28 protein-coding genes are annotated in these 23,828 nt (G+C 50.0%); 16 read left to right on the top strand and 12 right to left on the bottom strand.

All coding sequences use genetic code 11. The annotated features are described in order from the left end of the window. Window positions 1-255 precede the first annotated feature (255 nt). The 3 genes from aspA (at window position 256) to JOD01_RS07490 (ending at window position 3,535) form a co-directional block, all read left to right on the top strand. The gene (gene aspA / locus JOD01_RS07500; protein ID WP_204517645.1) at window positions 256-1,683 is read left to right on the top strand and encodes an aspartate ammonia-lyase; all 1,428 of its coding nucleotides are present in this window, start codon (window positions 256-258) and stop codon (window positions 1,681-1,683) included. Window positions 1,684-1,778: 95 nt separating this feature from the next. Then, the gene (locus tag JOD01_RS07495) at window positions 1,779-2,141 is read left to right on the top strand and encodes an MmcQ/YjbR family DNA-binding protein (protein ID WP_204517846.1); all 363 of its coding nucleotides are present in this window, start codon (window positions 1,779-1,781) and stop codon (window positions 2,139-2,141) included. A 104-nt stretch (window positions 2,142-2,245) separates the two neighbouring features. Next, a complete protein-coding gene (locus JOD01_RS07490; protein ID WP_204517644.1) occupies window positions 2,246-3,535 on the top strand; it encodes an MFS transporter in 1,290 nt (429 codons plus the stop codon). On the opposite strand, the gene JOD01_RS07485 is transcribed toward JOD01_RS07490, so the two are convergent. Continuing rightward, entirely contained in the window at window positions 3,490-4,158 is a 669-nt protein-coding gene (locus JOD01_RS07485; protein WP_204517845.1) for an MFS transporter, read from the bottom strand. The two genes, JOD01_RS07490 and JOD01_RS07485, sit on opposite strands and share 46 nt — an antisense overlap. After that, window positions 4,139-4,537: a DoxX family membrane protein gene (locus JOD01_RS07480; RefSeq protein ID WP_204517844.1), complete on the bottom strand. Its 399-nt coding sequence runs from the start codon at window positions 4,535-4,537 to the stop codon at window positions 4,139-4,141. The genes JOD01_RS07485 and JOD01_RS07480 overlap by 20 nt, the downstream gene beginning before the upstream one ends. A gap of 135 nt (window positions 4,538-4,672) precedes the next feature. Between JOD01_RS07480 and JOD01_RS07475 the strand changes: the two genes are divergently transcribed. After that, complete coding sequence (locus JOD01_RS07475; protein ID WP_204517643.1) at window positions 4,673-5,422, top strand: DUF4931 domain-containing protein; 750 nt, start codon at window positions 4,673-4,675, stop codon at window positions 5,420-5,422. Between the two features lie 92 nt (window positions 5,423-5,514). Here JOD01_RS07475 and JOD01_RS07470 read toward each other — a convergent pair whose 3' ends face one another. The 4 genes from JOD01_RS07470 to JOD01_RS07460 all read right to left on the bottom strand — a co-directional run bounded on the left by JOD01_RS07470 (window position 5,515) and on the right by JOD01_RS07460 (window position 7,856). Further along, window positions 5,515-6,312 carry an ABC transporter permease gene (locus tag JOD01_RS07470; protein ID WP_204517642.1) on the bottom strand — a complete coding sequence of 266 codons (798 nt, stop codon included), beginning with the start codon at window positions 6,310-6,312 and terminating at the stop codon, window positions 5,515-5,517. Beyond that, on the bottom strand, window positions 6,305-7,237 hold the full coding sequence (locus JOD01_RS07465; protein WP_204517641.1) for an ABC transporter ATP-binding protein: 933 nt from the start codon (window positions 7,235-7,237) through the stop codon (window positions 6,305-6,307). The genes JOD01_RS07470 and JOD01_RS07465 overlap by 8 nt, the downstream gene beginning before the upstream one ends. Before the next feature lie 165 nt (window positions 7,238-7,402). Next, window positions 7,403-7,537: a hypothetical protein gene (locus tag JOD01_RS19840; protein WP_275581932.1), complete on the bottom strand. Its 135-nt coding sequence runs from the start codon at window positions 7,535-7,537 to the stop codon at window positions 7,403-7,405. 13 nt (window positions 7,538-7,550) lie between these two features. Continuing rightward, a complete protein-coding gene (locus JOD01_RS07460; RefSeq protein ID WP_204517640.1) occupies window positions 7,551-7,856 on the bottom strand; it encodes a hypothetical protein in 306 nt (101 codons plus the stop codon). A 231-nt stretch (window positions 7,857-8,087) separates the two neighbouring features. On the opposite strand from JOD01_RS07460, the gene JOD01_RS07455 reads away from it, so the two are divergent. After that, on the top strand, window positions 8,088-9,218 hold the full coding sequence (locus tag JOD01_RS07455; protein ID WP_204517639.1) for a virulence factor: 1,131 nt from the start codon (window positions 8,088-8,090) through the stop codon (window positions 9,216-9,218). On the opposite strand, the gene JOD01_RS07450 is transcribed toward JOD01_RS07455, so the two are convergent. Continuing rightward, window positions 9,215-9,424 (bottom strand): hypothetical protein, encoded by a 210-nt coding sequence (locus JOD01_RS07450; RefSeq protein WP_204517638.1) that lies wholly within the window; start codon window positions 9,422-9,424, stop codon window positions 9,215-9,217. The genes JOD01_RS07455 and JOD01_RS07450 overlap by 4 nt on opposite strands. Window positions 9,425-9,656: 232 nt before the next feature. On the opposite strand from JOD01_RS07450, the gene JOD01_RS07445 reads away from it, so the two are divergent. Together JOD01_RS07445 and JOD01_RS07440 are read left to right on the top strand one after the other, a co-directional pair. After that, a complete protein-coding gene (locus tag JOD01_RS07445; RefSeq protein ID WP_204517637.1) occupies window positions 9,657-10,952 on the top strand; it encodes a phytoene desaturase family protein in 1,296 nt (431 codons plus the stop codon). Window positions 10,953-11,112: 160 nt separating this feature from the next. Beyond that, window positions 11,113-11,565: a MarR family winged helix-turn-helix transcriptional regulator gene (locus JOD01_RS07440; protein ID WP_239565298.1), complete on the top strand. Its 453-nt coding sequence runs from the start codon at window positions 11,113-11,115 to the stop codon at window positions 11,563-11,565. A 52-nt stretch (window positions 11,566-11,617) separates the two neighbouring features. Here the strand turns inward: JOD01_RS07440 and JOD01_RS07435 are convergent, their stop codons facing one another. Then, window positions 11,618-12,427, bottom strand: a complete 810-nt coding sequence (locus tag JOD01_RS07435) for a serine hydrolase (protein WP_204517636.1) — start codon at window positions 12,425-12,427, stop codon at window positions 11,618-11,620. Between the two features lie 179 nt (window positions 12,428-12,606). Between JOD01_RS07435 and JOD01_RS07430 the strand changes: the two genes are divergently transcribed. The 9 genes from JOD01_RS07430 (at window position 12,607) to JOD01_RS07390 (ending at window position 18,947) form a co-directional block, all read left to right on the top strand. After that, entirely contained in the window at window positions 12,607-13,680 is a 1,074-nt protein-coding gene (locus JOD01_RS07430; protein WP_204517635.1) for a DNA polymerase IV, read from the top strand. A 122-nt stretch (window positions 13,681-13,802) separates the two neighbouring features. Continuing rightward, on the top strand, window positions 13,803-14,327 hold the full coding sequence (locus tag JOD01_RS07425) for a YqeG family HAD IIIA-type phosphatase (protein WP_204517634.1): 525 nt from the start codon (window positions 13,803-13,805) through the stop codon (window positions 14,325-14,327). Beyond that, window positions 14,327-15,430 carry a ribosome biogenesis GTPase YqeH gene (yqeH, locus tag JOD01_RS07420; RefSeq protein WP_204517842.1) on the top strand — a complete coding sequence of 368 codons (1,104 nt, stop codon included), beginning with the start codon at window positions 14,327-14,329 and terminating at the stop codon, window positions 15,428-15,430. Before JOD01_RS07425 ends, yqeH begins: the two co-directional genes overlap by 1 nt. A gap of 33 nt (window positions 15,431-15,463) precedes the next feature. After that, window positions 15,464-16,315, top strand: a complete 852-nt coding sequence (locus JOD01_RS07415) for a shikimate dehydrogenase (protein ID WP_204517841.1) — start codon at window positions 15,464-15,466, stop codon at window positions 16,313-16,315. A 69-nt stretch (window positions 16,316-16,384) separates the two neighbouring features. Next, entirely contained in the window at window positions 16,385-16,675 is a 291-nt protein-coding gene (yhbY, locus tag JOD01_RS07410; RefSeq protein ID WP_204517633.1) for a ribosome assembly RNA-binding protein YhbY, read from the top strand. An 8-nt stretch (window positions 16,676-16,683) separates the two neighbouring features. Next, window positions 16,684-17,268: a nicotinate-nucleotide adenylyltransferase gene (locus JOD01_RS07405; protein ID WP_204517840.1), complete on the top strand. Its 585-nt coding sequence runs from the start codon at window positions 16,684-16,686 to the stop codon at window positions 17,266-17,268. Beyond that, complete coding sequence (gene yqeK, locus JOD01_RS07400) at window positions 17,252-17,833, top strand: bis(5'-nucleosyl)-tetraphosphatase (symmetrical) YqeK (RefSeq protein WP_204517632.1); 582 nt, start codon at window positions 17,252-17,254, stop codon at window positions 17,831-17,833. The genes JOD01_RS07405 and yqeK overlap by 17 nt, the downstream gene beginning before the upstream one ends. After that, a complete protein-coding gene (gene rsfS, locus JOD01_RS07395; RefSeq protein ID WP_204517631.1) occupies window positions 17,833-18,189 on the top strand; it encodes a ribosome silencing factor in 357 nt (118 codons plus the stop codon). The genes yqeK and rsfS overlap by 1 nt, the downstream gene beginning before the upstream one ends. 2 nt (window positions 18,190-18,191) lie before the next feature. Then, window positions 18,192-18,947 (top strand): class I SAM-dependent DNA methyltransferase, encoded by a 756-nt coding sequence (locus JOD01_RS07390; RefSeq protein ID WP_204517630.1) that lies wholly within the window; start codon window positions 18,192-18,194, stop codon window positions 18,945-18,947. 66 nt (window positions 18,948-19,013) lie between these two features. On the opposite strand, the gene comER is transcribed toward JOD01_RS07390, so the two are convergent. The 4 genes from comER to asnB all read right to left on the bottom strand — a co-directional run bounded on the left by comER (window position 19,014) and on the right by asnB (window position 23,775). Further along, window positions 19,014-19,847 carry a late competence protein ComER gene (gene comER / locus JOD01_RS07385; RefSeq protein WP_204517629.1) on the bottom strand — a complete coding sequence of 278 codons (834 nt, stop codon included), beginning with the start codon at window positions 19,845-19,847 and terminating at the stop codon, window positions 19,014-19,016. A 66-nt stretch (window positions 19,848-19,913) separates the two neighbouring features. Beyond that, the gene (locus tag JOD01_RS07380; RefSeq protein WP_204517628.1) at window positions 19,914-20,594 is read right to left on the bottom strand and encodes a ComEA family DNA-binding protein; all 681 of its coding nucleotides are present in this window, start codon (window positions 20,592-20,594) and stop codon (window positions 19,914-19,916) included. A 142-nt stretch (window positions 20,595-20,736) separates the two neighbouring features. After that, entirely contained in the window at window positions 20,737-21,702 is a 966-nt protein-coding gene (gene coaA / locus JOD01_RS07375) for a type I pantothenate kinase (RefSeq protein WP_204517627.1), read from the bottom strand. 144 nt (window positions 21,703-21,846) lie between these two features. After that, a complete protein-coding gene (gene asnB, locus JOD01_RS07370; RefSeq protein WP_204517626.1) occupies window positions 21,847-23,775 on the bottom strand; it encodes an asparagine synthase (glutamine-hydrolyzing) in 1,929 nt (642 codons plus the stop codon). Between the last annotated feature and the right edge of the window lie 53 nt (window positions 23,776-23,828).

Genomic DNA, 23,828 nt, shown 5'->3' with positions numbered 1-23,828 from the left:
TTTTTTTATGTCTTTATAGAGCTTTTGGCATTGAGCGGTCTTTTTCAAAACGGCAAACGCAACGGAACGAACGGTCTAGCCCAGGGAAAGTACCTTTTTGCATCTTGTCGGGGGAAACGCGATTTTTTGGATGCCCGATTTATTTGAACTACCCGAAATTGCCTCCATTTGTGGTAGTATGAGGTAGACCGGCCACAAGCAATTTTATATGCAGTTTTTACGATTACTCAATTCTTGTGATAGGAGATGCAAACTATGGCGGGGCTTGAAAACAAGCGAATCGAAAAAGACTTTTTGGGGGAAAAGGAAGTTCCAAAAGATGCGTATTATGGTGTGCAAACATTGCGGGCAATGGAAAATTTCCCAATAACGGGCTACCGCATCCACGAATCGTTGATTACCGCAATGGCGATGGTGAAAAAGGCTGCCGCGTTAGCCAACATGGAAACAGGTCAGCTCAACAAGCGCATCGGACAAGCGATTGTGGCAGCAGCAGACGAGATCATCGACGGACGCTGGCATGAGCAATTCATCGTAGATCCTATTCAGGGAGGCGCGGGCACTTCCATCAACATGAACACCAATGAAGTCATCGCCAACCGCGCTTTGGAAATTCTCGGTTTTGAGAAAGGCGACTATTTTCAGGTAAGCCCGAACACTCACGTAAATATGTCCCAGTCGACAAACGATACGTTCCCGACAGCGATCCACCTGTCGACTTTAATGATGTTGGAAAAATTGCTGGCGACGATGGAAGTGCTGCGTGAGTCTTTTGCCAACAAGGCGAAAGAGTTTGACCACATCATCAAAATGGGCAGGACTCATCTTCAGGATGCGGTGCCGATCCGTCTTGGCCAGGAATTTCAAGCCTATCAGAAAGTATTGAGCCGCGATATGGAACGCATCAAACAGTCGCGCCAGCATTTGTATGAGGTGAATATGGGGGCGACCGCTGTAGGAACCGGTTTGAACGCCCAACCGCGTTACATCGAAAATGTGGTGAAACATCTCGCCGAAATTAGCCGTTTTCCAATCGTCGGCGCCGAAGATTTGGTTGACGCTACCCAAAATACCGATGCGTATACAGAGGTCTCCGCTGCCTTGAAAATATGCATGATCAATATGTCCAAAATCGCCAACGACTTGCGGCTGATGGCTTCCGGACCGCGTGCCGGATTAGGGGAAATTTCCTTGCCCGCAAGACAACCGGGATCGTCGATTATGCCGGGGAAAGTCAACCCGGTCATGGCGGAAGTCGTCAACCAGGTTGCCTTCCAGGTCATTGGCAATGACCATACGATTTGCCTTGCATCTGAAGCGGGGCAGTTGGAATTGAACGTCATGGAGCCTGTTTTGGTCTTCAACCTGCTGCAATCGATCAGCATCATGAACAACGCCTTCCGTGTGTTCAAAGAATATTGTCTCGATGGCATTAGCGCCAATGAAGAGGTGATGAAGGCGTATGTGGAAAGAAGTGCCGGTTTGATTACCGCCGTTAACCCGCATATTGGCTACGAAGTGGCGGCACGCATCGCCAGAGAGGCGATTCTGACTGGAAAGTCAGTGCGGGAACTTTGTCTAATGTACAACGTACTGACAGAGGAAGAGCTGGATTTGATTTTGGACCCGTACGAAATGACGCATCCCGGCATTGCCGGAGCGCGGCTGCTTTTTGAACAGTAAGCAACTGGGGACCTTGAAAAGGTCCCCTTGCAATTTGAGGTGATGGCGCTGCTGTCCGTTATTTTATTTGAGCAGCAGTAAGGAGGACTAAAATGATGACGAAGGATGACATCATAAAGTATTGTCTGTCATTTCCAGGCGCATATGAAGACTATCCTTTTGGCGATGGCTGGATCGCGATTCGGCACCAAGGGAATAAGAAAATGTTTGCACTCATCTTCAACTATAATCAGCATTTGTGTGTCAATCTGAAATGCGAGCCGCATCGAGCCGATTTTCTCCGCGGCCTTTTTGGAGAGGTCAAACCCGGCTACCATATGAACAAGGAGCACTGGAACACGGTTATCCTGGATGGGGAACTCCCGGAGCATGAAATTCATGATATGGTGAAGCACAGCTTCGAACTGACGAAACCAAAGAGCAAAAGGCGCTTGATTGACGAGTGGGACGAGCAATGAAGTTTCCGAGTGCAACCCTCTTGAACTTTCTGGGTAAATATGTAAAATAATATTATTTGGAACTGTGAGAATATTGGGAGAATGGCAGAACGGAGGAAATCAGAATGTCTCAATCCATCAATCGAGAACAAAAAAGACGAATTACAGCAAACATCTTCAAAGGATCGGTCGGCAATCTGATTGAATGGTACGACTGGTATGTGTACTCGGCGTTTGCCGTCTATTTTTCCGCAGAGTTTTTCCCCAAAGGGGACGCGACCAGCCAATTGCTGAACACGGCGGCGGTCTTTGCCATCGGCTTCTTGATGCGGCCGATCGGCAGCCTCTTGATGGGGCGTTACGCTGACCGGCATGGACGGCGGGCCGCTTTGACGCTGTCTGTCACGATCATGGCGGGCGGCTCGCTGGTAATCGCCTTTACGCCAAGTTATGCCAGCATCGGGATGGGAGCGCCGATTATCCTTGTGCTTGCACGGTTGCTGCAAGGGATTTCGCTGGGAGGGGAATATGGAACTTCGGCGACGTATTTGTCGGAAATGGCCAGCAGCGGTCGGCGCGGTTATTATTCCAGCTTCCAGTATGTCACCTTGGTTGCCGGACAATTGGTCGCCCTGGGGGTTCAGATCGTCCTGCAGCAAATTCTCAGCGAACCGGAGATGAAGGCGTGGGGCTGGCGGATTCCTTTTGTGATCGGTGCGTTGGGAGCGCTGGTGGTCTTATGGTTGCGCCGGACGATGGATGAATCGGAGCAGTTTGAAAAAATGGGAGAACAGAGCAAGAAAAAAGCCGGAACGCTTCGGGAATTGATGAAATATCCGAAAGCGGTCCTGACCGTTGTCGGGTTAACGTTAGGCGGTACAGTCGCTTTCAACACCTACACGACCTATTTGCAAAAGTTTATGGTGAACACCATCGGGATGGACAAGGTGACGGTCAGTTGGATCAATTTTCTCGCCTTGCTCATTTTCGTCATTTTACAACCGCTGGCAGGCTTGCTGTCGGACCGGATTGGACGGCGCCCGTTGCTGCTCGGGTTTGGCATTCTCGGAACGTTGTTGACGGTACCGCTGTTTGTATTGCTGGAACATACGGAGGCGCCATTTGTTGCCTTTATGCTGATGTTGGCCGCCTTGGTCATCGTGACCGGCTATACGTCGATTAATGCGATTGTGAAGGCGGAACTGTTCCCCACCGAAATCCGCGCGCTCGGCGTTGGCTTTCCTTATGCCGTGACGGTCGCGATCTTTGGCGGTACGGCGGAATTTATTGCACTCGGGCTGAAGAGCTTGAACATGGAGTCGATGTTCTACTATTACGTGGCGGCATGCGTTGCGATCAGTCTGATCACCTACTGGCGAATGGGCGAGTCGTCGAAAACTTCCAAGATTGAATAACGTCGTGGGGCGAAGTGGTTACGCTTTCGCCCCGGATTTTTTTGCTTGTTGTGCACTGCTTTGCTCACTTGATACAAAACGAGGACAGCCACCAGCAACACGACGAGCATAAGATAAATATTGCTGTAGACGGCAGCAGTGGCGGATGTGTTCAGCGGATTCCAGGGAGTGCGGGAACCTTGATCGACGATTTTGCTGTATATGCCGGTGCCGATCGCTCCGGCAATAAAGTTAAGCATGGACAGCAAGCCCATCCCGATACCCGTCTGTTCCTTCGGCAGCGTACGGGAGATCGCGTTGGATAAAGTAATTTGCATGAACATCTGTCCGACCGACCCGAGAATTAGCAGGAGGGCGATCAGCGACACAGCGCTTCCGGCAAAACTGGATAATAGCGCAAAACAGAGCACGAGCAGAGCGCTGGCTGTGTAAAACATGAAGGGAATCCCTTGGCGATCGACCCATATGCCTGCTCTTCGGCCCAAAATGGCGGAGATGGCGGTAGCCGGAACGTTTTGAGTTAATCTTGGGCCAATGGCTTTGCAGACAGGGATGATAAATAAAAAGGGCTGCCGTGAAAAGCAGCCCCAGTGAGGTATCCGTTTAGGCGAACAAAGCGGCATCAAGCGAGTAAGCGCCCGGACCGGTCAAAGCAATGCCCACCGCGATGGCGATTAAAGCCAGATTGTATTCATAACCGCCTGTTGCGAGGTATCCGTTTTTGCCGTGAACAGTAAAAATGGCCACCAACATCGGCACGACGATCAACAGAGAAGCCAGCGGCGTGAGAAAACCAGCGGCGAAGAACAGACCGCCGGCAAGCTCGCCCAGACCGGCCAGTATTGCCATCGCTGCACCCGGTTTAATCCCAATCGATTCAAAAAAGCCGGCCGTTCCTTTGACGCCATGACCGCCAAACCAGCCAAACAGCTTTTGTGTTCCGTGTGCGGCAAATGTAAGTCCAATAACCAAGCGAATAATCAGTAGTCCAAGATGCATGATGGAAAAGCTCCCTTCTTGTTAGGAAAAATTAAATTAACTTACTTTGTTATAGTATAATAATATGTTTAATAAGTCTTGTAAAGTGTTTTTTTAGCGTTTGTTGTTTTTCATCGCTGTTGGGTAAAGGAGGCCGCCATGCAATCCCATATGATTTTTAACACTTCGATCGGCAGGCAAAAGCCGGAAACAATCATCAATCGCCAGCACGCTTGCCCGTTTTGTGAGCGGGAGCAGTTAGATGATATTATTGATCAGCGTGGTTCTATTATTCTGGTCAAAAATAAATATCCCGTTTTGCTCGATACGTTTCCGACCGTATTGATCGAAACGGACGAGTGCGATTCAGAGCTGTCCATCTATGACAAAGACCACCTGCACGACTTGTTCGCCTTTGGCGTTGAGCATTGGCTGAGAATGGAGCAAAGCGGGGACTATCGATCGGTTATCTTTTTCAAAAATCACGGGCCGCTGTCAGGGGGCTCCATTCGTCATCCGCATATGCAGATAAGCGGTTTGAAGCATTATGATTACCGTTTGAATATTGCGGAAGAACAGTTTCGCGGGGTGCTGATTGATCGGCAGCCGGGAGTAGAGTGCAATATTTCCACACATCCGCGGATCAGTTTCTATGAATATAATGTGCTGTTGAGCGACTTTGACCAGCTTCCCAAACTGGCTGACTATGTGCAGATGCTTGTCCGTTATGTCGTCCAGCACCGCAAAATCAGCAGTTATAATCTCTTTTTCTATCAGTTGCAAGAGACGATCGCGGTGAAAGTGATCCCACGGTTTCCGACCTCTCCGCTGGCGATCGGATACGGCATCAAGCAAGTGTCCAACAATTTGGACGAAGTTGCCGCCGAGATTCAACAATTGTATTTATAAACAAAAAAAAGCTTTCCCTGGGGAGCGGAAAGCTCTGCGCCGGAACGTCTTTACAAAGGCGGGAGTGGACAGGAAGTGTTCCAGAGCGTTGTTTAGACTATATCGCGTTTTTGGAAAACAACAAAGGAGATCGCCACAAACAGTGCCAAATAGACGGCCAGAACGGTCAGAGAAAAGCCCAGGGTCATTCCTGCCTGAAACGGCAGTCCCCGATCATACATCTCCAGATCAAGATTCACAAACAGCCAATAACGGGACCATCCGTATTTGGCGATCAGCAGGTTGGATAGACCGCCAAGCATATAGAGCGGGAGAGCGATCCCCATCGCCAGGCTGGTGCTGCGGGCCAGAACGGAAAACATAAAGGCGAGCGCAGCAAACATCACGGTTTCGATCATTCCGTATGCGTAGGCCTTGATCGCCGTATAAAAGGAATCGGCCGTGTCCAAGTCGGCCGCAGTTCCGGCCTGTATCGGCGATGAAAAGCCGTAGGCAAGACCGCCCGCCAGACAAGAGCAAACAAAGAGCGTAAGGTAGAACAAAATGATCAGCGACAAAACGGTCAGCATTTTCGATAACAATAGTTTTGTCCGGGATACCGGCCGAATCATCAAAAATTTAATCGTGCCCAGCGCAAACTCGCTGCTGACGATTGAGCTGGCGATCGCAAGCGAATAGAGCACGATTAGAATGCTTCCGTTTTGCAGCATGGCGACAAAGCCCCATAAGCTTCGGTTCGCGATCGGTACGGTGTTGCCTTGCAAGTATCTGTAAGCGACAAACCCGGCAACTACGTTGATCGCGACAAGGGAACCAAACATCAGCCAGGTTCGCTTTCGTTTGAACAGCTTGGCATATTCGTTTTTGATCAGGTTCTGCAAGCTAGACAATCCGGTTTCCTCCTGTCTTTTCCAAAAAACGGTCTTCGAGATTTTTTCGCACCGGTTGTACGCTGAAGATGCGAAGCTGTGCGGCTAGCAACAAGGCGAGTATCTCCGTAATGCGCTCTCTTTCTACGGGGAGAGAGACGGTATGCGTGCCGGCCACAATGCCGTCAGCGCCCTCCGGGTAGCGGGCAGCGAGGATTTGCCGCGCTTTTGGCGGATCGTCTACCTCGAAGGCAATGACCGATGCCTGATTGTCTTCAAGCGGTGCGGAGACCGTTTGTGTATCCACTAATTTGCCATTTTGAATGATTACTACGCGATCGCACATTAATTCAATCTCGGACAGCAGGTGGCTGGATACTAATATTGCCACACCTTCTGAGCGGGCAATTCGTTTGAAATAATCGCGCATTTCACGAATGCCGGCCGGATCAAGGCCGTTGGTCGGTTCGTCCAGAACGAGCAGGGAAGGCTTGTGCAAAAGAGCCTGGGCGATTCCAAGACGTTGTTTCATGCCTAACGAATAAGCATCGCTTCGCTTGTGGATCACATCGGACAAGCCGATTAACGCCACCACTTCGGCAATTCGCTGTTCACTTACGTCCGCGTACATTCTGGCGTAGTGGCGCAGATTTTCGTAACCGCTAAAAAACGGATAAAATTCCGGATTCTCTATGACTCCACCGAGATGGGAGACAGCCTGAACATACCGATGTTTGATGCTATGGCCGTGAACAAGGACGTCTCCTTCTGTAATGGAAATCAAACCGACGATCATGCGCATCGTCGTTGTTTTCCCAGCCCCGTTCGGGCCAAGCAACCCGACGATCTCTCCTTTGTACAGATCAAAAGAGAGGCGGTCAACCACGGTTTTGCCGGCATATCGTTTCGTCGCATTTATTACTTGCAAGATCGGTTTGTTTGCCATTTTTCTCCCCCGGTCACTTTTAGTCACAACAGATAAACGATGTCTGAAGGAAATGCAAATATCTGGAATGGACAGTTTCCATTATAACGAATGATTCCATCGAAACAAAATGCAGCGGCTTTGTGCAAAAGAAAAACCAGCACCCGAAGGCACTGGTTTTTTGTTTTATTTCAACTGGCTATGTTCCGCAATCAGATTAAACACGTCGACCATCGCCTGCAAGCCTTCAAATGTTTGAAAGGCGAGCAGCGGCAAACTAACCAAATAAATCAAAAGATCACCAATATACTGGGAAATCATGTTGTCAACCTCCTTAGATTCGCTTCGCGGCAACTTGCAACCCCATATACGAATCGTAAGAGGTTTCCTCCTGTTCATCGGCATTCCCCTGTTTCAACCTGTGCAACAGAATCGTAAGCGGGTAAACAAATGGTGGATATTGTTCCAGAAAGAGGGGGATCACTTGGCTGGACTGATTATGTTGATTTGTTCGCAACAAAATGCGCAATCTGGGTGCCTGAAACGTTCTGAAACAAAACAGCGTGCTTGCGATTCCAAGCAGCAAAGGGAACAGGAAGCTTAGATCATCGAACGAAAACAGATAAAGCAATTCGTCCATCTCGTTGCTCCCCCTTTGTTAATGAATCGTGATGTTATTTTAAGCCGTCGGTCGAAAAGTTGCAAGCAGGTTATCTTGCCAAAATGAGGTTGGGCGAAGCGGCATCCGTGCACTTGGCAAGCTGAAGTTGCCGGCGGAACGCAGTGACTTCTGCAGACGATTGGTATACAATTCAAGAGGAGACTGCAAGGAAGTTGTGTCATTTCTATCTAAACAAAGGAGCGGATTGGGATGAAATTGCTATCGATCGAACCAACACCTAGTCCAAATTCGATGAAATTGAATGTGGACCAGAAATTGCCAAACGGCATTCAGAAGGTCTATGACAAAAACAACCTGGCCGATGCCCCGGAATTGATGAAAAAGCTGTTGCAAATCGATGGGGTTACCAGTTTGTTTCATACCGCCGATTTTATTGCGATTGATCGTAAATCAACCGCAGACTGGCAACAAATTTTGTCGCGCGTACGGGAAATTTTCGGAGATACATCCGCCGCTGTGCAAAGCAGTTCGACCGTGGAGACAAGTTTTGGGGAAGCGCAAGTATTTGTGCAGATGTTCCGGCAAATTCCGATGCAGGTAAAAGTGACAATGGGAACGGAACAAATTCGGGCTGGTTTGCCGGAACGATTTATGAAAGCCGCCATGACCGCCGGCGCGGCTTCACCGAATGTCATTCTCGAACGCAAGTGGATCGAACATGGGGTTCGTTACGGGGATTTGCAGGAAATCGGCCAGGAAGTGGCGCAGGAAATCGATGCCACTTATGATCAGGAGCGATTGGATCAGCTTGTGGAGCAAGCGATGCAAATGACAGGGGAAGCCCCGCCGGTCGTGGAAGAACAAAAAGAAGAGAAACCGCCGGTTACTTTGGACATGTTTGATCAGCCCGAATGGCAAAAACGCTATGCCGTGCTGGAACAGATGGAACCGACAGAGGAACAGTTGCCTGTTCTGGTGAAAGCGTTGCACGACCCGAAATCGTCCATCCGCCGTTTGGCTACCGTTTATTTGGGGATGGTTGGCGGAGACAAGGTCCTTCCTTATCTGTTTGAAGCGCTGGAGGATGAATCGGTCTCTGTACGACGGACCGCTGGCGACACGCTTTCCGATTTAGGCGACCCGCGTGCGATCGGTCCGATGGCGCGCGCGCTGAAAGATCGCAACAAACTGGTTCGCTGGCGGGCCGCCCGTTTCCTTTATGAAGTAGGCGATGAATCTGCTTTGCCGGCATTGCGGGAAGCAGAAGACGATCCGGAATTTGAGGTGCGCCTGCAAGTCAAAATGGCGTTGAAACGAATTGAAAGCGGCGAAGCGGCCAGCGGTACGGTCTGGCAGCAAATGACGCGCAGAAACGACTAGATCGGAGCCAAGTTCGGTCGCTCTGCAGACAGAGTGACTCGGACGGGCAAGAAACGGGCGACCTCCTCGCCGCGTCGCCAGTCATCGCCTGAAAGGAAGCAGCAAAGACCGCTCCCGGCCGGGCAGACAAGAAAGGCAGATTCAGGCAGCAAATGCTCTTGCGGTTTGGCAAGCGGCAAAGCAGGATGAATCTGCCTTTTTTGCATCGAATAGCACAGCTTCGCCGCAGGCCATACAAGGGAATCAGCGTGACAAAGACAATGCCCGTTCCAAGCAAGGTACAGAACAGTTGCATTTGCTTGAATAATAACAAGTATAGGAATAGACACAGTACATTTTTATTGACAACTTCTAGGAACTTCCGTTATTCTATCTGATGATTAAAGGTTGTGCGATAACCGTTTTACCCACGATACGTTGAGATTGAAGGAGATCGTTATGACAACAAATCATTTTGACGTGGTTATTGTTGGTGGAGGATTAGCTGGTCTTTCCGCAGCTGCTTATTTGTCATCGAAAGGGAAAAAGATCGCTTTGCTGGAGCGCGGCGCATTGGGCGGAAGAGCAGTAACATTAAAAATCAAAGGGTTCAACTTTAATTTCGGCGCACACGCAATTTATGGAAGAGATACTTCTGTCTTGAGTAAACTGGAAAAGGAATTGGGGTTGAAAATTGATTGGCGTGATTTTGAGCCGACCAAAGCGAAATACGATATCGGCAATGATTTGACAGCCGTTCCCGCCAATATTCAAGGCTTGTTTCAAACGAAACTGCTTAAAGGTTTCGATAAAGTCAAATTTACTTTTGAAATTCTGAAAACCATGTTGAAACTGGAAACCGGACATCCGCATTTATCGATTCAAAAGTGGATGGAAAGAAAACAGGTAAACGAAGAAGTGCGGGAGATGATGCTTGGTCTTGCTTCCTCCAACTTCTTTACACGAGAACCGGAAAAGATTCCGTCCGATGTCTTTTTTAATTACTACCGTCGGATTTTTACGACGAATAAACCGGTCGCCTATATTGGCGGCGGTTGGCAAGCTTTGATCGAAGAGTTTGTCCGCGTCATCGAAGCAAACGATGGAAAAATATTCACCAAACTGAAAGCGGAATCATTGGCTGTCGAGGGGGATCATGTCACTGGCGTCAACACAGCGGATGGCGTTATCTCAGGCGACGAATTCGTTTTCTGTATCCCGCCGAAGGAACTCGCCAAAATCTTCCAGGAAACCCGCCTGGAACATATCATGACGCATTATGCCAACTACGATCCAACCTATGTCATCGTCTACGATGTCGGGTTAAAAAGCCGGATAGATGTTCCTTACACTTATATTTACGATAAGCAGAACAACATGTTTATTACCGATATTTCCTATTATGATTACACTTGCGTTCCGGAAGGTGGACAACTTTTGCAGGCGACCGCTTATTTGAGCCAGGAGGAATTGGGCAACAAAGACTTGGTTGAACAGCGCAAGGAAGTGATCGAAAAGCTGTATGACAAGCATTTTCCCGGCTGGCGCGAGCAGCTGGTTGTTCCGCGGGTATCGACCCGAGCGGTTGTTCAGGAGATCAAGTGGACGATGAATCAGCAAGCGTTGCCGACGTTTTTCCCGGATTATCGCAATGCTTTCTTTGCCGGCGACTGGTGCCAGGGACAAGGACAACTGTCGGAACTGTCCTTCTCCAGCGCTTACGAGGTCAGCAAGTGCATTTTGCAAAAAGGTTAATCTTTCATACTGTGAAAGCTCGATGGGGAACTGATCCTGCCGTCCAAAATGGCGGGGGGCAGTTCCCTTTTTTAATTGGGCGGCAGGATTCTTTGTTTGACCCAACTATTGCTTGTAGATTAAGATATTGCTATCAACATAGTTATAGGGAGGTGAGCCTTTGTCTGACAACACACGTGAGACCGAACAGGCTCTGCATTTATATCGAGTTTTATCTCGTTCCTACCAAAGCGTTTGGGCGCATTCGATGAGAGATATTAAGCTGCACGGATTACACCCCACAGAGTTTGCCGTGCTGGAACTGCTTTACCATAAAGGACCGCAGCCGCTTCAACAGATCGGCAACAGCATTCTGATTACCAGCGGCAGCGTAACATATGTAGTGGATAAGCTGGAGAAAAACGGTATGTTGTCGCGCCAACCATATCAAAAAGATCGGCGAGTCATTCATGCCGATCTGACAGAAAAAGGGAGAGCGTTGCTTGATCAGATTTTTCCCGAACACGCCGAAGCGATTCGTCATGCGCTTGGAGGTCTGGAAGAGCAAGAAAAAGAGCAGTTGATCCACTTGCTGAAAAAAATGGGTCTGGAAGCGGAACGAAGATTTCAGTAGAAACGAAGCCAACTTGCTCGTAAGGTGGCTTCGTTTTCATTGTTTATCATCATCAGCTTTGCCGGTAATGGTCAAACAGCAGTTTGCCTGTCCGACCGATCGTTTCGCGGGCCAGACGTGCCTCCACATTTTGGCTGAGCATGGCGATGAGAATAGCGTGCTGTCCCAGATACAAAATGCCGACATCATGTTGAATATGGCGAACCATCCCGGTTTTGTTGGCCAACTCCCACAGCGGAAGCCCGCCGATTACGGGATGATCCGGTTCCGGCAAATAATAAGGAAGGCAGTCGCGCAATTGCTGTTTTTTCAGGATAGCGATCATTTGCTGACAGCTGTGATAGGAAAGGATTTGTCCTTTGGACAACTGGCGAAACAGCGCAGCCATCCCTGCGGCGCTTACTTCGTTGGAGCCCTCGGCTTTTGCAGGAACAATCATCAATTTATGATGAAACTGACTGTTCGTCATGCCGAGCTGCTGAATCATCTGCCGGATTCGCTCCTTCCCGAGCAAATCGATCAGGATGTTGGTGGCGGTATTGTCGCTCTGGATAATCATCAGCGTGGTCAAGTCCCACAAAGTGAACGCCGTACCAGGTGTCATATGCTGCAGTACACCGGCTCCGCCGACCAAATCTTCCTGGCGCAGCAGGCAGGTGTCGGCAAAGCTGCGGTTCCCGTTGTAAACTTCTGCAAACACCGCGGCCATGATGGGAACTTTGATCAAACTGGCCGCGTAAAAAGGACGTTGCTCGTTCCAGACCAGCTGTTCGCCAGTCGTCAGGTCTTCGATTACAATTCCCCATATTCCTCCTGCTTTGTCAAGCAGCTCCTGAAGCGATGGTTGGATGTCGGCAAGCATTGGTTCAGCTCCTTCATTGACCTAATTTTCCATCTATCATAATATAGTTGGCAAATTCAGACAATTGCTTTCTTGGCGTGTGCTTGAGCACCTCGCCTTGCTGGCAAGAGACCTTGCATAAAGCCGGCCGGCGCGAGATAATAACAAAATGAGAATATTTGTTTGGGGGGGACCCCCGTTTGAAAAAATTTTTACACCTCGATCTGGACGCTTTTTTTGCCAGCGTAGAGCAGTTTGATCATCCTGAACTAAGAGGCAAGCCAGTGATCGTTGGCGGCACAGGCAGACGCGGGGTTGTGTCTACCTGCAGCTATGAAGCGCGCGCCTATGGAGTCAGATCGGCGATGCCCGTCGCCTTGGCCCGCAAAAAATGCCCGCAGGGGATTTTTTTGCCGGTACGGTATGCGCGGTACCAAGAAATATCAGCGGAGATTCGCCGAATCTATCAGCAATATGCCGAGCGCTATCAAACAGTCGGTTTGGATGAGGCATATTTGGATGTATCACACTATGCGAACGCCGTACCGGTCGGCCGGGAAATCAAACAACGAATCAAAAAAGAAGTCGGACTGACCTGCAGCATTGGCCTGTCCTACAATATGTCTTTAGCGAAAATCGCCAGCGATCTGCGCAAGCCGGATGCTTTTGTCGTGATTCGGCCGGAGTCGGCGCTTGACATTTTACGGACGCTGCCGATCGGCTCGCTGCACGGCATCGGCAAAAAGTCACAGGAGCTGTTGGCAAAGAAACAGATTTTCACCGTGGAACAATTTTGGCAACTGTCGCTTGAGGAAGTGGTTCAGCTCTTCGGTAAAATGGGCTATTCGCTCTATGAGCGCGCCCGCGGCCGGGATGACCGCGAAATCGTCATGGATCGGTCAGTCAAATCGCTCAGCCGGGAGACAACGCTGACGGACAACCTGTTTGACCGGGACGCTGTGCTCCAGCTAGCCCGCCAATTGCTGCAAGAGGTCATGCAAGATGTGAAAGAAGAAGGTGTGCATCCGCAAACGTTGACTTTAAAGATCAAATATGCCGATTTTACGTTGCGGACGAAACAACGGAGGATCGAGTCGGGCATCGGGTGGGAACAACTGTTGGAATCGCTGGTCGACAGTTTCGACTATGCACCGGGAATCAGACTGGTAGGTGTCGGCTTTTCCAACTTTCTTGATCAGTCGCAGTCGCGCTACGAACAACTTGATCTTTTTTCCCTGCTGGCGCGCCGTGACGAGAGCCAACAATATTTTTGACAGGTCGAGCTGCAGACAACGATCGGGCGAAGCCTGTATTTTTTTTGCAACATACAGGGGGATTATGGTATATTTAGTCCCGATATTGGAGCTTTGGACGGGAGTAATGCAGGAGGTGCAGCGTGTTCCTCGAAAAGTTAATGCCAAATGAGTTTGTTGATTCCATCTACCATATTGATATAGCGGAACTGCAAAGGAAGAATATTCGCGCAGTCATCACCGATCTGGACAATACCCTTGTCGAATGGGATCGTCCATTGGCTCCCCCCGAGATCATCGATTGGCTCGGCAAATTGCGTCAAGCGGGCATTCAGGTGACTGTGGTTTCGAATAACAAACAAGAGCGGGTGGAGCGATTTTGCCAGCCGCTGGGGATTTATTACATCTGGGAGGCGCGCAAGCCGACGCGTCATGCCTTTTTGAAAGCGGTCCAATACATGAATGTACCGATTGCGCAAACGGTGGTCATTGGCGATCAATTGTTTACGGATGTACTGGGCGGCAATTTGCTGGGTTTACATACCATTTTGGTCGTACCCGTTGCACGAACGGACGGTTTTTGGACGCGTTTTAACAGGCAAATGGAGAAAATTGCTCTTTATTACATGCGCAAGAAAGGAATGATTTCGTGGAAGAGCAAAGCTTGATGGAACAGCACTGTGCCGGTTGCGGCATTCTGTTGCAAACGGAGGACAAAGCAAAACCGGGTTATACCCCGAAATCGGCGCTGGAACGGGAAGTAGTCATTTGTCAGCGCTGCTTTCGCATCAAACATTACAATGAAGTCGCTCCCGTCGCGATGGACGATGACGACTTTTTACGCATTTTAAACGGAATCGGTGCCACCGACAGCGTGGTGGTGATGGTCGTCGATCTGTTCGATTTCAACGGATCATGGCTGCGCGGCTTGCCCCGCTTTGTCGGAAACAACCCGATTCTGCTCGTTGGCAACAAAGTCGATCTGCTGCCGAAAAATATCAATCTCAACCGTGTGCGCAACTGGCTGCAGCACGAAGCGAAGGAACGCGGTTTGCGCCCGGCCGATGTGTTGCTGGTCAGTGCGCAAAAAGGAATCGGCATCGAGGAACTGCTGGCGAAGATCGGCCAATTGCGCAAGGGACGTGACGTGTACATCGTCGGGGTAACCAATGTTGGCAAGTCTACATTGATGAACCGGATTTTGCACGATTACGGCGCGGCGGATATGGAAATTACGACATCGCCTTTCCCGGGAACGACACTGGACAAGATTGAAATTCCCCTCGAAGATGGCAGATCGCTGTATGATACGCCAGGAATTATTAATCGCGATCAAATCGGACATATGGTTACACCCAAGGACTTGCGTCAGTTGACACCAACTTCCCGAATCAATCCAAAAGTATACCAGCTTGATTCTGGACAAACCTTGTTTTTGGCCGGCATGGCCCGGATCGACTTTGTTCGCGGCGAACATCAGCCATTTGTTGTCTATGTGGCCAACAACCTGTATATCCATCGAACGAAACTGGCCAATGCGGACGAAGTATTTGCCAAGCATCACGGCGAACTGCTGGCACCTCCGCACAACGAAGAGGCACAACAGCTTCCACCGATGGTTCGGCACAGTTTCAAAATTGATCCGCAAGGGCCGACCGATCTGGTTATTTCCGGTTTGGGATGGGTAAGCCTGCAAGGAAAATCGCCCGCTTATGTGGATGTGCACGCACCAAAAGGAGTAAGTGTCGGGATGCGAAAAGCGCTCATTTAGGCTAACCGGTAAAAAGGGGAGAGGGGAATCATGATGATAACGAGTACGACCAAACTGGTTGGATTGTTGGGGCACCCAGTCGGCCATTCTTTCTCGCCATTGATGCACAATGCCGCCTTTGCTGAAAAGGGGCTGCCGTTTGCCTATGCGGCTTTTGATGTCGACCCGGCGCGAATTGGCGAAGCGATCGCCGGCATCCGCGCATTAGGCTTGCGTGGCGTCAATGTAACCATCCCGCACAAGGTAGCGGTGATGCCTTATCTCGATGAAATCGATCCATTGGCGGCACAGATCGGGGCAGTCAACACGATTGTAAACGAGCAGGACAAATTGATCGGCTACAATACCGACGGGCCGGGCTATGTCCGCTCACTGACAGAAGAGACGGGCATCAATCTGCAAGGACAGACTGTAACGATCGTCGGCGCTGGCGGCGCGGCCAGGGCGGTCGCTTTTTCGCTGGCCAAGCAGCAGGTAAAAGAAATCCGCTTGATCAATCGCTCTCGCGCGAAAGCCGAGGAACTGGCTGAACAGTTGTCGGCGATTCTGCCGGCCGTGGTGGTAGAGGCGGAGCAAAGCAAGGAAGCGATTGCCAATTCCGGTCTGCTGATTAATACGACCTCGGTTGGCATGTATCCCAACGTTGCCGACACACCGATTGCGGCAGAATGGCTGCATCGCGATTTGATCGTCAGCGACCTGATTTATAACCCGTTTAAAACGAGGTTGCTGGCGCTTGCGGAGGAAAACGGTGCCACCGCTCATTCCGGCTTCGGCATGTTTATTAATCAGGGCGCATTGGCCTTTGAATTGTGGACGGGGCTCGATGCACCCGCCGAGCTGATGCGCAAGACCGTGCTGGATGCATTGCGGCAAGCGGTATAGTGTTCATTATTCAGCAAAGCCGGGTTTATAATAAAATAGAAAAGATCACGACCCAAAAGGAGACACGACATGTTAACAGGAAAACAAAAGCGTTTTCTGCGCTCGCAAGCGCACCATCTGACCCCGATCTTTCAAGTGGGAAAAGGTGGAGTAAATGAGAATATGCTTAAACAGATTCAGGAGGCTTTGGAAGTTCGGGAACTGATCAAGGTATCCATTTTACAAAATAATCTTGATGACAAGAATGAAGTGGCGCAACAGCTGGCGGAAGGAACGGGAGCAGAATTGGTGCAATTGATCGGACATACCGTTGTTTTGTACAAAGAATCTGCCGAGCAAAAAACGATCGAGCTGCCGTAGTCATGGTCATGAAGCAAATCGGGATTTTTGGCGGGACGTTTGATCCGATCCACTATGGCCATTTGCTGGCTGCCGAACAGGCAAGAGAGCAGGCGCATCTGGATGAAGTCTGGTTTATGCCGGCGCGGATTCCTCCCCATAAGCAAGGCAAAGGGATCAGCGAAGAGCAGCATCGTTACCGGATGGTGCAGTTGGCGATAGCCGACCACCCGTTTTTTCGCATAACCGACTTGGAATTGAAGCGGGAAGGACCCTCTTACACATATGATACGATGCGGATACTGGTGGAGAGGTACCCGCACTGCCGTTTTTCCTTTATTGTGGGGGGAGATATGGTGGAGATGCTGCCGACGTGGCATCGGTTTGAGGAGTTGAGCGAACTGGTCCAATTTATCGGGTTGGCACGACCAGGGGCCAGCTATGATCAGACGGCCGCTTCCGCCTATGTTCGCTTCGTGTCGATGCCGGTCTGGGAGATTTCGTCCACGCTGATCCGGGAAAAGGCAGCCGGCGGACACAGCATCCGGTATTTGGTGCCGCCGGCAGTCGAGACCTATATAAAGGAGCAGAGGCTGTATGAGTTTACTGGCTAATCGCGAAAGACTGCTGGAACAGGTCAGAGCGCAGATGAACCAAAAACGTTATGAACATACGCTTGGCGTCGCGGAATCCGCACGCCAGCTGGCGGTCCGCTACGGGGCAGATCCGGACAAAGCGGAATTGGCCGGGTATGTCCATGATTACTGCAAATGCTGGCCGGTAGCCAAGATGCGGGAAGTGATCGTGCGGCACGATTTGCCGGCTGAGCTGCTTCATGGAGAAAAGGAATTGTGGCACTCTTTCGTCGGGGCGATTGTCATTCAAACGGAGTTGGACATTGTTGAACCGGACGTGATTCAAGCCGTGCGCTACCATACGACGGGACGGGTTGGCATGTCGCTGTTAGAAAAAATCGTTTGTGTGGCAGACTATATAGAACCGAATCGTGTATTTCCCGGCGTGGAGCAAATCCGGAAGTTGGCCGAACAAGATTTGGACCAAGCATTGGCGCAAGCGTTAGGCGGTACAATCACCTTTTTGATTGAGCAAAAAAAGCAGGTATATCCGCTTACCTTGCATGCCTATAATGATCTCGTCAGCAAAAGAGGAGGAATTTGATGGTAAAAACAGTGGAAGAATTAACCAAAATCGTGGCGAAAGCGATTGACGATAAAAAAGCAAACAATATCCAGATTCTCGATATTCGAGACCTTTCCGTCATTGCGGATTACTTTGTCATTTGCAATGGCAATAACGAACGGCAGGTTCAGGCGATTGTTTCGGAAATCCGCGAGCAGGTGCATAAACACGGTTACGATGTGAAGGGCATTGAAGGCGCGGAAGAAGGCCGTTGGGTATTGGTAGATCTCGGCGACGTGGTTGTCCATGTTTTTCACCGCGAAGAACGGGAATTCTATAATATTGAACGTCTCTGGTCAGACGCCAAAATGGTTTCTTGGGAAGAGAGAGCGTGACGATGGCGTATCAACATTTGGCCGCTGTTTATGACAAGCTGATGCAAGACACACCGTACGAGCAATGGCTGGAATGGCTGGAGCATTTTTTTGCCGAACACGGTCGGCCGAAAACGATCATCGATCTTGGCTGCGGTACAGGCAAAATCGCTATCCCGCTGGCGAAACAAGGGTACAGCGTAACAGGCGTAGACTTGTCTGCAGAAATGCTGGCGATGGCCTATGCAAACATGCGGCAGGCTCATGTCGAAGTCGCCTTGGTGGAACAGGACATGCGCGAACTGGACCTGTTTGTGGCGGATACGGTTATTTCCTTTTGCGATTCGCTCAGTTATCTGGTGGAAGAAGATGAGGTTCAGGCCACGTTTCAGCAAGTTTATCGGCATCTGCGACCAGGAGGCTGCTTTTTGTTTGATGTACATAGTCCGTACAAAATCCTGCATGTCTTTGCAAACAACACGTTTACCTTGCTCGAGGACGAAGTTTCGTATATTTGGCAATGTTTCTGCGATCCGTTGCGTCTTGAGGTCGAACACGAATTGACCTTCTTCCTGCAGCAACCGAACGGGTTGTACCAACGGGTCGAAGAAGACCACAGACAGCGGGCCTATCAACCGATTCAAATGCTGAAATGGTTAAAAGACGCAGGCTTTTCCGACATTTCCGTCACGGCTGACTTTCAACCGCTTCCGCCGCAGCAACAGAGTGAACGTTTGTTTTACATCGCGCGTAAACCGCTTGAGGAAGTTCGCCCCTAAAGCAACAAAAAACTTGGCCGCTTGCCCGTGCCAAGTTTTTTGCATTTGTTGCCATTGTTTTCGGGTTTACGTCTGTTTCATAGAATCCAAATATTTTTTCACTTCTTCGATGTCCTCCGCAAACTTTTGGTGCGTTCGTTTAAAAACCTCATGAAAAAGACCGGGGACATGTTCCTTCAGCGGAATCAAACCTTGGCCCGTGATTCCCGCGGGTACGACAACCCGGGCTTCCAGCTCGGGAAGCGTAAAGATTTCTTTCTCCAGCAGCTTGCTGAAGCCGAGCACCATCTGGGTTGTGAAAAAAGTTGCGGCTTCCCGCGAAATGCCCGTCTCCACAACAGCGGCCTCAATCATTTGCTGCAACAAGTAACTAAGGAAAGCGGGGCCGCAGCTGCTGATGTCGGAAGCGATCCTGAGCAGCGAAAAAGTGACCTCGACCGGTTGTCCCAGCGCGGAAAAAAGTTGATAAATCCGCTTGCGCAATGATTCAGTTGCTTGCGGGCCAAACTCACACAACACCATCCCGCCCAGAGCGGCATTGGTGATGCTGGGTACGACCCGCACGACCGGGCACGGGACCAGTTGCGCCAAGTCTTCCAGCGGGATCGGGCTGGTGATTGTGATTAAAACGTGCTGCGCAGTCAATGCATCGGCGAATTGCTCCAATGCCTGTCTGTATTCGAACGGTTTGACGCAAACGACCACGATTTCCGCGCGGCGGACGACCTCATCGTTATTGGCGGCAACCACCAGACCGGGGTGACGCTCAGCCAGCAACTCGACTTTGGCCAACGTTCGGTTTGCCGCGATAATCTGGCTGGGCTGCAGGGAGCGGGAAGTCAACAAGGCGTCGATGATAATGCTGCCCATGCTTCCGGTACCGATAAAGCCGATCTGCATGTCTATCCCTCCATCCAATCTAATAGTTTCAGTGTATGAACTGAGAGGATCGAACATGACGAGGAACTATTTGACCGTGATGTTATTTTTTAACTGGTCGTACGTTTTCTCCCCGATTCCCGTCACCTTTTTCAAATCGGCTGGCGTTTGAAACGGCCCGTGTTTTTCCCGATAGGCGAGGATCGCGGCGGCGCGAGTTTCCCCAATGCCGGGAAGATTCATCAGTTCCGTCGCGTTGGCCGTATTGATATTGACCTTGCCGCTGTCCGTTGCGCTGCTTGTGCCAATGATGACGGCCGGTTCAGTCTCGCAGGCGCAGGCCGCTGCGTCTGCTTCCCCCTTAGCCGGAATGCGCACGATACTTTCATCGGATAAGCGCTGGGCAAGATTGATCCGGTTAAGATCGGCGGTTGGCAATGCGCCACCGGCCCTGGCAATCGCGTCGGAAATACGCTGACCTTCCTGAAGTTGGTAAACTCCCGGCTGTTTGACGCTGCCTTTGACATCGACCACGATCAGCTGCTCCGCCTGGCGATTGGATTGCTCGCTGTCCGCTGGGCCGTTCCCGACCGGTTGACCGGTTTTGGCCGCAGGCTGTTCTGCCAAAGTCAGGGCGTGCGCGTGCAATGGCAATAGCCCCCCTTCCTTCGCATCACGGGAATAAAGCCACAGACTAAGCAAGCACAAGAGCACAATGCCACCGGCAATGATCCAGCGCTGATAACGCTCCCAAAGCTCCACCAGCATTTGATCCACCTCCTCTGACTGCGCTGTTCCCAGCATACGCAAAGACAGAATCGCGTGCAAAAAAAGAGATGCCTCCGTTTTTGCAAACGAAGGCATTCCAGCTATGCGGTTGCCAGGCAACCAGCGGATGTGATTGTATGGTCTATAATTTGCGCAATTTCACCTGTTCGACAAAATGGTTTTCCCCTTTGCGCATAATCAGGTGAGCGCGATTGCGTGTAGGCAAAATGTTTTTTTGCAAATTGACCAGATTGATTTCCCGCCAAATGGATAATGCTGTCTGCGTCGCTTCCTCGTCTGACAAGTTGGCATAACGATGGAAGAACGAATCGGGATTTTGGAAGGCGGTGTTTCGCAGCAGCTTGAAGCGTTCCACATACCACTTCATAATCTGTTGTTCGTCAGCATCGACATAGATGGAGAAGTCGAAGAAATCGGAAACAAACAGTTGCGGGGTCGAGCGGGCTTGTTCGCTTTTGGGCGGTTGCAGCACATTGATTCCTTCCACGATTAAAATGTCCGGTTGGCGAATGATCTGCTTTTCATCGGCCAAAATATCGTAAGCCAGATGAGAGTATACGGGGGCTTCGATCTCCGCGACACCCGATTTGACATCGGCCATAAACTGCAACAACCGTTTGATATCGTAGCTTTCCGGAAACCCTTTGCGTTTCATCAGACCACGTTGTTCCAAAATCTGATTGGGGTAAAGAAACCCGTCTGTCGTAACCAGATCCACCTTCGGATGGTTGGGCCAACGGGCCAGCAACGCCTGCAAGATCCGGGCCGTCGTGCTTTTGCCCACGGCAACGCTGCCGGCGATGCCGATGATATAGGGGACTTTGGCCGATTGATCGTTCAAAAAGGTGTGGGTCGCTTTGTAAAGCTTTTGGGTGGCATCCACATATAGATTAAGCAAGCGGGAAAGCGGCAAGTAAATTTCCGCCACTTCATCCAAGGATAAGTATTCATTGATTCCTTGTAAGTTTGCGATTTCCTCCTCGGTTAATGTAAGCGGGGTGGATTGGCGCAACGCTCCCCATTCCGAGCGAGTAAAAGTAAGATAAGGAGAGTACTTGCTTTGATTGCAGGTGTGATTGTCATTCATCGCCTACGCTCTTCCTTTCCTGGCAGCAATATGTAGTAAATCCTTAAACTATTCTGGATCGGGAGCGGTGGCTCCTTTTTTTGGATACAGAAAAATATGCCCGGCACAGGCATTTCGTGCAGGCCGGGCATTTTTGATCCAGAGTTAGCCGATTTGTTGCATCGATGCGTTCTTTTTGCGGCGAATTTCTACGGTTGGACTTACAAAAGGTTCAAACGAATATTTTTGTTCAATAAAGATTTGATGCCATAGCATGAAAATAAGAATGGTCCAGATCTTGCGGCTATAGTCGCCATGTCCTTCGCGATGTTCGTCTAACATATACAAGACGTAAGCCTTATTGATTAAATGATCGACCTTTGCTTCAAAGATAATCTCTTTTGCCCATTTATAGAACTCATTTTTCAGCCAATGACGAGTCGGAACCGGGAAGCCCAGTTTCGGCCGCGTTTTAATTTCAGGCGGAAGAAAGTCTTTCATCGCTTCCCGCAATACATGCTTGGTTGTCCCATTGGCGATTTTGTATTTGGTCGGAATTGTTGCGGCAAACTCGAACACTTTGGTATCGATAAACGGAACGCGCAACTCCAGCGAATTGGCCATGGTCATTTTGTCCGCTTTCATCAGGATGTTTCCGCGCAACCAGGTATGGATATCCAGATACTGCATTTTGGTGACATCATCGTACTCGCTGGCCCGTTTATAGATTTCCTCCGTAATCGTCCAGGGAGAACGATAGTTGGCAGAGGTGCGAAGGTTTTCCGTGACCACCTGTGCTTTCAGTTCTTCGCTGAAGATCAGCGCGTTTCCGAAAAAGCGTTCCTCCACAGTTTTGGAGCCCCTGATCAAAAAGTTTTTCCCTTTTACATGATCAGGCAGTTTTTCGGCAAAGCTGCGCAATGAGCTCTTCAACCAACCTGGCATATGGGCAAACATCCGCAACGAATGCGGTTCCCGATAAATGTTGTACCCGCCGAAAAACTCATCGGCACCTTCACCCGATAGCACAACGGTCACATGTTCACTGGCCAGCTCGGCGACAAAATTGAGCAAAATGGCCGAAGGATCTGCTACCGGCTCGTCTTGGTGCCAGACCAGACGGGGAAGTTCTTTCATGTAATGTTGGGCGTTGACGATGACTTCGTGGTGCTCTGTCCCGAGATACTGTGCCGTGCGGCGGGCATAATCCAATTCGCTGTATCCGGGAATATCCGAACCGACCGAAAACGTTTTTACCGGTTCAAATGTCCGCAACATACCGACAATACTGCTGGAGTCAACACCGCTGGACAAAAATGCGCCGCGGGGAACCTCGCTGACCCGGTGCTTATTCACCGAATCAAGCAAAACTTCCCGGGTTCCTTCAACAAAATAGGAGAAAGGCTTGCTCTCATCGGGAGTGAATTTGGCTTCCCAATATTGCTGCAAAGTTATTTGATCGTCTTTGATCACAAAATAATGCGCGGGTGGTACGCGATAAATCCCCTGATACATCGTTGCCGGATCGGGAACATATTGGAAGGTCAGGTAATGATAGAAGGAGGTAGGATTGACTTCCCGCTTAACGCCAGGCAGTTCCAGCAAGCTTTTGATTTCGCTGCCGACCGCAATCGAATCCGCCGTCTCGGTATAGTATAGCGGCTTAATGCCAAAGTGGTCGCGAGCGCCAAACAGCAGCTTTTTTTGCCCGTCCCAAATCGTAAAGCCAAACATGCCGCGCAAATGTTTGGGGGCGTCAAAACCGACCTGTTCATACAAGTGCAGGATGGTTTCGATATCGGATTCACTCTGGAATACGTGCCCGCAATCTATTAACCAGTTGCGCAGTTCCTGATAGTTATAGATTTCACCGTTACCGATGATCCAGATATCCTTGGTTTCATTATAAAAGGGCTGATGCCCGCCGCTTACGTCAATAATGCTTAATCGGCGGAAGCCCAAAGCGACATTGTCCGCCAGATGAAAACCGTCATCATCTGGACCGCGGTGCAAAATCACCCGGGTCAAAGATGAAATGGTCTCCTGATCTACAGGGACGTTTCGTTTATTGTAAAGAGATACAATTCCGCACATAAAAATAGACTCTTCCTCTCATTGGGTATCCCCAAAATCACGATATAGCTAAT

It is taken from the genome of Brevibacillus fulvus (assembly GCF_016908525.1).
GTDB lineage: Bacteria > Bacillota > Bacilli > Brevibacillales > Brevibacillaceae > Brevibacillus_G > Brevibacillus_G fulvus.
This window is presented reverse-complemented; position numbering and strand designations above follow the sequence as displayed.

What these genes read in the sequence shown, in the direction of transcription:
- aspA (WP_204517645.1), top strand. Translation starts at nt 256, where the DNA reads ATGGCGGGGCTTGAAAACAAGCGAATCGAAAAAGACTTTTTGGGGGAA.
- JOD01_RS07495 (WP_204517846.1), top strand. Translation starts at nt 1,779, where the DNA reads ATGACGAAGGATGACATCATAAAGTATTGTCTGTCATTTCCAGGCGCA.
- JOD01_RS07490 (WP_204517644.1), top strand. Translation starts at nt 2,246, where the DNA reads ATGTCTCAATCCATCAATCGAGAACAAAAAAGACGAATTACAGCAAAC.
- JOD01_RS07485 (WP_204517845.1), bottom strand. Translation starts at nt 4,158, where the DNA reads ATGCCGCTTTGTTCGCCTAAACGGATACCTCACTGGGGCTGCTTTTCA.
- JOD01_RS07475 (WP_204517643.1), top strand. Translation starts at nt 4,673, where the DNA reads ATGCAATCCCATATGATTTTTAACACTTCGATCGGCAGGCAAAAGCCG.
- JOD01_RS07465 (WP_204517641.1), bottom strand. Translation starts at nt 7,237, where the DNA reads ATGGCAAACAAACCGATCTTGCAAGTAATAAATGCGACGAAACGATAT.
- JOD01_RS19840 (WP_275581932.1), bottom strand. Translation starts at nt 7,537, where the DNA reads ATGATTTCCCAGTATATTGGTGATCTTTTGATTTATTTGGTTAGTTTG.
- JOD01_RS07460 (WP_204517640.1), bottom strand. Translation starts at nt 7,856, where the DNA reads ATGGACGAATTGCTTTATCTGTTTTCGTTCGATGATCTAAGCTTCCTG.
- JOD01_RS07455 (WP_204517639.1), top strand. Translation starts at nt 8,088, where the DNA reads ATGAAATTGCTATCGATCGAACCAACACCTAGTCCAAATTCGATGAAA.
- JOD01_RS07450 (WP_204517638.1), bottom strand. Translation starts at nt 9,424, where the DNA reads ATGCAAAAAAGGCAGATTCATCCTGCTTTGCCGCTTGCCAAACCGCAA.
- JOD01_RS07445 (WP_204517637.1), top strand. Translation starts at nt 9,657, where the DNA reads ATGACAACAAATCATTTTGACGTGGTTATTGTTGGTGGAGGATTAGCT.
- JOD01_RS07435 (WP_204517636.1), bottom strand. Translation starts at nt 12,427, where the DNA reads ATGCTTGCCGACATCCAACCATCGCTTCAGGAGCTGCTTGACAAAGCA.
- yqeH (WP_204517842.1), top strand. Translation starts at nt 14,327, where the DNA reads ATGGAACAGCACTGTGCCGGTTGCGGCATTCTGTTGCAAACGGAGGAC.
- JOD01_RS07415 (WP_204517841.1), top strand. Translation starts at nt 15,464, where the DNA reads ATGATAACGAGTACGACCAAACTGGTTGGATTGTTGGGGCACCCAGTC.
- yhbY (WP_204517633.1), top strand. Translation starts at nt 16,385, where the DNA reads ATGTTAACAGGAAAACAAAAGCGTTTTCTGCGCTCGCAAGCGCACCAT.
- JOD01_RS07405 (WP_204517840.1), top strand. Translation starts at nt 16,684, where the DNA reads ATGAAGCAAATCGGGATTTTTGGCGGGACGTTTGATCCGATCCACTAT.
- yqeK (WP_204517632.1), top strand. Translation starts at nt 17,252, where the DNA reads ATGAGTTTACTGGCTAATCGCGAAAGACTGCTGGAACAGGTCAGAGCG.
- rsfS (WP_204517631.1), top strand. Translation starts at nt 17,833, where the DNA reads ATGGTAAAAACAGTGGAAGAATTAACCAAAATCGTGGCGAAAGCGATT.
- JOD01_RS07390 (WP_204517630.1), top strand. Translation starts at nt 18,192, where the DNA reads ATGGCGTATCAACATTTGGCCGCTGTTTATGACAAGCTGATGCAAGAC.
- comER (WP_204517629.1), bottom strand. Translation starts at nt 19,847, where the DNA reads ATGCAGATCGGCTTTATCGGTACCGGAAGCATGGGCAGCATTATCATC.
- JOD01_RS07380 (WP_204517628.1), bottom strand. Translation starts at nt 20,594, where the DNA reads ATGCTGGTGGAGCTTTGGGAGCGTTATCAGCGCTGGATCATTGCCGGT.
- coaA (WP_204517627.1), bottom strand. Translation starts at nt 21,702, where the DNA reads ATGAATGACAATCACACCTGCAATCAAAGCAAGTACTCTCCTTATCTT.
- asnB (WP_204517626.1), bottom strand. Translation starts at nt 23,775, where the DNA reads ATGTGCGGAATTGTATCTCTTTACAATAAACGAAACGTCCCTGTAGAT.